Raw genomic sequence first — 5793 nt, 5'->3', positions numbered from 1 at the left:
CCCCCGAGACCGGGTAGGCGTCGGGCATGTTGGAGAAGCTCCGCCGCGCGACGCCGCGCCCGCGGTCGATCTCCATCGTGGTGAAGAGCCGGGCGCCCACCGTCTCGTCCACGAGCCGCGCCAGCGCCTCGTAGGCCGCGCGCGGCTGGTCCGCGCTTCCGAGCGCCGCGTTGAAGTCCGTCATGTCCCCTCCGATAGTCTCGTCCTGAGTGCCAGTTCGTCGTCGTCCACCACCGGCACCGCGCCGATCAGGCTGCGCGTGTAGGGGTGGGCGGGCGCGGCGAAGATCCGCGCCGTCTCGCCCAGTTCGACCAGTTCGCCCGCGCGGAACACCGCGACACGGTCGGCCACGTTGCGCACCACGGCGAGGTCGTGGGTGATGAAGATGTAGGTCAGCCCGCGCCGCGCCCGGAGGTCGTTCAGAAGCCGCAGCACCCGCGCCTGCACCAGCACGTCGAGCGCCGAGGTCGGCTCGTCCAGGACCACCAGCGCGGGTTCGCAGGCGAGCGCGCGGGCGATGCCGACGCGCTGCCGCTGCCCGCCCGAGAGGGCGGAGGGCGCGCGGTGGCGCATGGCGGGCTCGAGCCCCACCTCGGCCAGCGCGGCCTCGACCCGCGCCCAGCGCTCGGCGGGCGCGCCGATGCCGTAGGTGTCGAGGCCGAGCCGGACCGACGCGCCGATGCTCCGCTTGGGGTTCAGCGCCGAGAGCGGGTTCTGCTGCACGAGCTGGATGGCGCGCCGCTGCGCAGGCGTCCGCCGGGCCGGCAGCTCGGCCCCGTCGAAGTGGATGCTGCCCGCGCTCGGCGCAAGGATGCCGAGGATCATGTTGGCGAGCGTCGTCTTGCCCGATCCGCTCTCGCCCACCACGGCGAGGCATTCGCCCCGCGCCACCTCGAGCGAGACGTTGCGCACGGCGTGGACCGCTCCGCCCCGCGTGTCGAAGCTCCTGGAGAGGTCGCGGACGGCGAGAAGGCTCATGGCGCATCCCCGTGGCCGACCCCGTGACTGACCATCGGCGCGAGGAAGTCGTCGCTCGCCTCCGGCACCTCGGGCAGGCCCGCGCCGGTGATGCGCGGCACGGCGGCCATCAGGGCGCGCGTGTAGGCGTGGCCGGGCGCATGGAAGAGGGCGGCGGTCGGCCCCTCCTCCACGATGCGGCCCCGGTAGATCACGTAGACCCGGTCGGCGAATTCCCGCACCACGCCGAGATTGTGCGAGATGAACAGGACGGCGGTGCCGTGCCGCGCGACAAGGTCGTGCATCAGGCCCAGCGTCTGCGCCTGCACCGAGACGTCGAGCGCGGTCCCCGGCTCGTCTGCCAGGAGGAGCTTCGGCTCGTTCACCAGCGCCATGGCGATCATGACGCGCTGGTTCATGCCGCCGGAGAGCTGGAAGGGATAGGCGTCGAGGACGCGGGCGGGGTCCGGGATCGAAACCTCGCGCAGCATCTCCGTCGCGCGCGCGGCGCAGGCCGCGCGGTCGAGGGACGGATCGCGCCGGCGCATGACCTCGGCGAACTGGCGGCCGATGGTGAAGGTCGGGTTGAGCGACGACGTCGGGTCCTGGAAGATCATCGACATCTCGGTGCCGCGCAGGCCCGCGCGCTCGCGCGGGCGCATCGCCGTGATGTCCCGCCCGTCGAAGCCGACATGGCCCGAGACCCGCGCGCTCCGCGTCTCCTGGAGGAGGCCGAGCACGATCCGCGCGGTGACGGACTTGCCCGAGCCGCTCTCGCCCACCAGCGCCACGCGCTCGCCCCGCCCGATCCGGAGCGAGATGCCGTGCAGCACCTCGGTCAGGCCGCGCAGCCCCCGGAACGAGAGGCGGAGGTCGCGGATGTCGAGCACGTCGCTCATTCCTCCACCCCCAGGACCTCGCGGAGCCCGTCGCCGAGGAGGTTGAAGCCGAAGACCGCAAGCAGGATCGCGAGGCCCGGGAAGACCGTCAGCCACCAGCTGTCCGGCAGGTAGCGCGCGCCCTCGGCCACCATCGAGCCCAGGTCCGGCGTCGGCGGCTGCACGCCGAGGCCGAGGAAGCTGAGCGAGGAGGCGATGATGATGACGAAGCCCATGTCGAGCGTCATCTTGGTGATGATCGCGGGCAGGCAGTTGGGCAGGATCTCGCGGAAGGCGATGTGCGCGGTCGAGGCGCCGATGACCTCGGCGGCGAGGACGTAGCCCTCCTCGCGCTCGGAGCGGGCGATGGAATAGACCAGCCGCGCGTACCAGGGCCACCACATGACCGTGACGGCGAGCATGGCGTTGGTCAGCGTCGGCTCGAGCACGCCCATGACCGCGATGGCGAGGACGAGGGGCGGGATCGACAGGAACACGTCGACGAGGCGCATCAGCACGGCCTCGGCCCAGCCGCCGAGATACCCCGCGAGAAGCCCCACCACCGTCCCCACCGGCGCGGCGATGGCCAGGACCACGACCCCGAGCCCGAGGCTGATCTGGTAGGCGTAGAGGATGCGGCTGAGGATGTCGCGCCCGACGAGGTCGGTGCCGAGCCAGTTGCGCGCCGTCGGCCCCCGGTTGGCGTAGGCGAAGTCCACGACCGCGCCGTTATGCGTCGGGAAGGGCGCGATCCAGGGCGCCAGCAACGCCGATACGACGATCAGCGTCACCAGCACCAGCCCCGTCAGCGACAGCGGGTTGGACGCCAGGATACGCCAGGCCCGGATCATGCCGCCGTCCTCGTCGAATGGCGGATGCGCGGGTTGAGGAAGGCGATCAGGAGATCGACGACGATGTTCACGATCAGGAAGGTGATCGCGATGATGAGCACGGTCCCCATGATCGCGTTGAGGTCCTTGCGCAGGATCACCGCGACGCCGTAGCGCGAGAGGCCGGGCCAGGCGAAGACCGCCTCGACGAGGAAGGCGTTGCCGAGCATGGCGGCGAAGTCGAGCCCGATGATCGTGAGCGAGGGGATGAGCGAGGGCTTGAAGGCGTAGACCCGCGCGATGCGCGAGGGGAAGAAGCCGTAGGCCTGCGCCATCTCGATGTAGGGCCGGTCGTAGGTCTCGACCATGTTGGCGCGCGTCAGCCGCGCCGCCTGCCCGATCCCCGACAGCGCCAGCGCAACGGCGGGCAGGACGAGGTGATGGAGCGCGTCGGCGAAGGCCTCGAGGTTGCCGGCGAGCAGCGTGTCGACCGTGAGAAAGCCCGTCACCCGCTCGATGTCGTGGATGTCCGAGATGCGCCCCGCGACCGGAAAGATCGGCAGGTAGTAGGCGAAGACGAGCATCAGGATCACGGCCCAGACGAAGCTCGGCGCCGAGACGGTCAGAAGCGTCAGCACGCGCACCAGGTGGTCGGGCCAGCGCCCCCGGTGGCGTGCCGCGAGGATGCCGAGCGGCAGGCCGAGCGCCACCATCAGGATGCCGGCGGCGAAGACGAGTTCCAGCGTGGCGGGCAGGAACTGCGCGATGTCGGCGGTGACCGGCCGGTTGGTGTAGAGCGACATGCCCAGGTCGCCCCGCGCCACGTCGGCGACGAAGTGGCCGTATTGCACGAGGATGGGTTCGTCGAGATGCATCTCGGCCCGGAGCGCCGCGACCTGCTCGACCGTCGCGTTCGGACCCAGCGCGATGCGCGCGGGATCGCCGGGGATGACCCGGGCGATGGCGAAGATCAGCATCGACACCCCGATCAGGACGATCACGGAGATGCCGAGCCGCCGCGCGAGGATGCGGAGGACGGGCGACATGGGGACGCTCCCGGTTGCAGCCCGGACCCCGTGGCCGGGGTCCGGGCGGTCGGCGCGGCGATTACTCGACCATTTCCATCAGGCGGAAGCTGAAGCCCATCCCGTCCAGGCCGAAGGCCATCTCGGGATCGGTCAGCGCCGGGGCGCGGACGCGGTTCGAGGCGGCGAAGACCGACTGCCGGTCATAGCCGTAGATCGTCGGCGCGATGGCCATCAGCCGGTCGTTGAGCGCGCTGTAGGCGGCCTCGCGCGCCGCGTCGGTCTCGCCGGTGCGGCCGGCCTCGAGGGCGGCGTCCACCTCGGGATCGCTGAGGTATTCCGGCGACTGCCAGGTGCCGGGCGTCGAGGAATGGTACATCCCGTAGAGCAGCGTGTCGGGATCGCCCGTGACCGCGTTGACGAAGATCTGGCTGATGTGCGGCGTGTTCTCGGCGCTCGCCACGCGCTCGGTGAAGAGCGCCCAGGGCAGCGTCTCGATCGAGGAGGAGATGCCCAGTTCGGCGAAGTTCGCCTGCATCAGGAGGGCGAAGCGCTCCTCGATCGGGACCTCGGCGATCCAGCTGATCTCGAGGTTCCAGTCGGCCGGCGCGTAGGGGCAGGACGCCATGTATTCGCGCGCCGCATCCATGTCGCGCTGGAGCGCCTCCTCGGGCGGGTTCGAGCCGAACATGCCGACCGGGATGGCGCCAGTCGAGGGGCTGCCCTGGCTGATCGCGTCGTCGATGGCGATCATCTGCATCGCGGTGCCGTAGTCGAAGGCATGGGCGAGCGCGAGGCGGCAGTTCACGTCGTCGAGCGGCGCGCGGGTCGTGTTCATCTTGATGTAGAACGCGCCCGTCCCGCTTTCGGTGAAGAGCTGCGCGCCGTTCTCGGCGAGCGAGCGGATCACCTCGGGCGGCAGCCACTGGCTGGCGATGTCGTGCTCGCCCTGCGAGATGAGCGTGCGCACGGTCGCCGCCTCGAGCCCGTAGCGCAGGCGCACCTCGTCGGGCGCGGCCTCGGCGATGGGCAGGAAGTACTCGGCGTTCTTCGCCATCACCGTCACGTCCTGCGGGTTGTGCGAGGTCACGCGGTAGGCGCCCGTCCCCGCCCCGTTGGCCGAGAGGAAGGTCTCGCCCCAGGGGTCGTCCGCCGTCGCGTTGGCCTCGACGAGGACCTGGTCGACGATGGGCAGCCGCACCAGCGAGGCGACGAAGGGCGCGTAGGGCTGTTCGAGCGTGAAGCGCACGGTGTGGTCGTCCACGGCCTCGGCGCCGACGCCGCCGAAGAGGTAGGACAGGCCCTGCCCCAGCGCCTGCATCCGCTCGAGCGAGTAGACGACATCGGCCGCGCGCAGCGGGTTGCCGGACTGGAAGCTCACGTCGTCGCGCAGCGTGAAGGTATAGGTCGCGCCGTCGATCTCCCAGCCGGTCGCCAGATGCGGCTGGTGGCCCGGCGCGCCCTGGTTCGGCAGGACGAGCGTGTCGTAGACGTTGAACATGAGGATCGAGTCCGCGTAGTCCGACGCCTTCGCCGGGTCGAGTTCGCCGACCGCCACCTCGTCGAGCCTGAGCACGGTCTGCGCGAAGGCGGGCGAGGCGAGCGCGGTGGCCGCGGCGAGCGCCGCCGCCAGCATGGTCCCTGTCTTGATCATCTCTTCACTCCTGTTGGGGTTGTGGTCCGGCCTCGTTGACCGAGGCGCTGTTGTGGATGGGTCCGGGCGCGTCGCCGAAGATGTCCATGGTCTCGCACCACAGGATCGAGACCGGCTCGTCGGTGTGGTTCCAGGTGGAATGGACGCGCGTGCTGGCGAAGTGGATCGAGTCGCCGGGGCGCAGGATCTCGATCCGCCCCTCGATCTCGACCGTGACCTCGCCCGCGAGGACGAAGAACATCTCCTCGCCGCGATGGCTGATCGGCTCGCTCCGGTGGCCGGGCGGCTCGTGGAAGATCACCGAACAGAGCTGCGATCCCGGGAACTTGGTCGAGAGCCGTTCGTAGGACGGGCCGGAGGCATCGACGGAATAGGTGGCGCGGTCGTCGCGCCGGGTGGTGCCGCCGGCCATTTCGGGCTGGGTCAGGAAGGCGCCCATCGGGGTCTGG

6 protein-coding genes and 1 pseudogene are annotated in these 5793 nt (G+C 70.6%); all 7 read right to left on the bottom strand.

Annotation, left to right across the window (positions count from 1 at the left end):
• A pseudogene (locus tag ACTS11_RS13640) lies at positions 1-184 on the bottom strand (GAF domain-containing protein); the annotation flags it as partial.
• Positions 181-978, bottom strand: coding sequence for an ABC transporter ATP-binding protein (locus ACTS11_RS13635; protein ID WP_442640852.1), 798 nt, complete (start codon positions 976-978; stop codon positions 181-183). The pseudogene ACTS11_RS13640 and the gene ACTS11_RS13635, both read right to left, overlap by 4 nt.
• Positions 975-1856, bottom strand: coding sequence for an ABC transporter ATP-binding protein (locus ACTS11_RS13630; protein WP_442640851.1), 882 nt, complete (start codon positions 1854-1856; stop codon positions 975-977). Before ACTS11_RS13630 ends, ACTS11_RS13635 begins: the two co-directional genes overlap by 4 nt.
• Positions 1853-2686, bottom strand: coding sequence for an ABC transporter permease (locus ACTS11_RS13625; protein WP_442640850.1), 834 nt, complete (start codon positions 2684-2686; stop codon positions 1853-1855). The genes ACTS11_RS13630 and ACTS11_RS13625 overlap by 4 nt, the downstream gene beginning before the upstream one ends.
• The gene (locus ACTS11_RS13620) at positions 2683-3711 is read right to left on the bottom strand and encodes an ABC transporter permease (RefSeq protein ID WP_442640849.1); all 1029 of its coding nucleotides are present in this window, start codon (positions 3709-3711) and stop codon (positions 2683-2685) included. The genes ACTS11_RS13625 and ACTS11_RS13620 overlap by 4 nt, the downstream gene beginning before the upstream one ends.
• A gap of 61 nt (positions 3712-3772) precedes the next feature.
• Positions 3773-5344: an ABC transporter substrate-binding protein gene (locus ACTS11_RS13615; protein WP_442640848.1), complete on the bottom strand. Its 1572-nt coding sequence runs from the start codon at positions 5342-5344 to the stop codon at positions 3773-3775.
• A 4-nt stretch (positions 5345-5348) separates the two neighbouring features.
• On the bottom strand, positions 5349-5793 hold a 445-nt coding region (locus ACTS11_RS13610; protein ID WP_442640847.1), incomplete at its 5' end, for a cupin domain-containing protein.

Source organism: Roseicyclus sp. (assembly GCF_052168335.1).
Classification (GTDB): domain Bacteria; phylum Pseudomonadota; class Alphaproteobacteria; order Rhodobacterales; family Rhodobacteraceae; genus Roseibacterium.
Note: the sequence above shows the minus strand (reverse complement) of the source record. Positions and strands in the feature narration are given on the sequence as shown.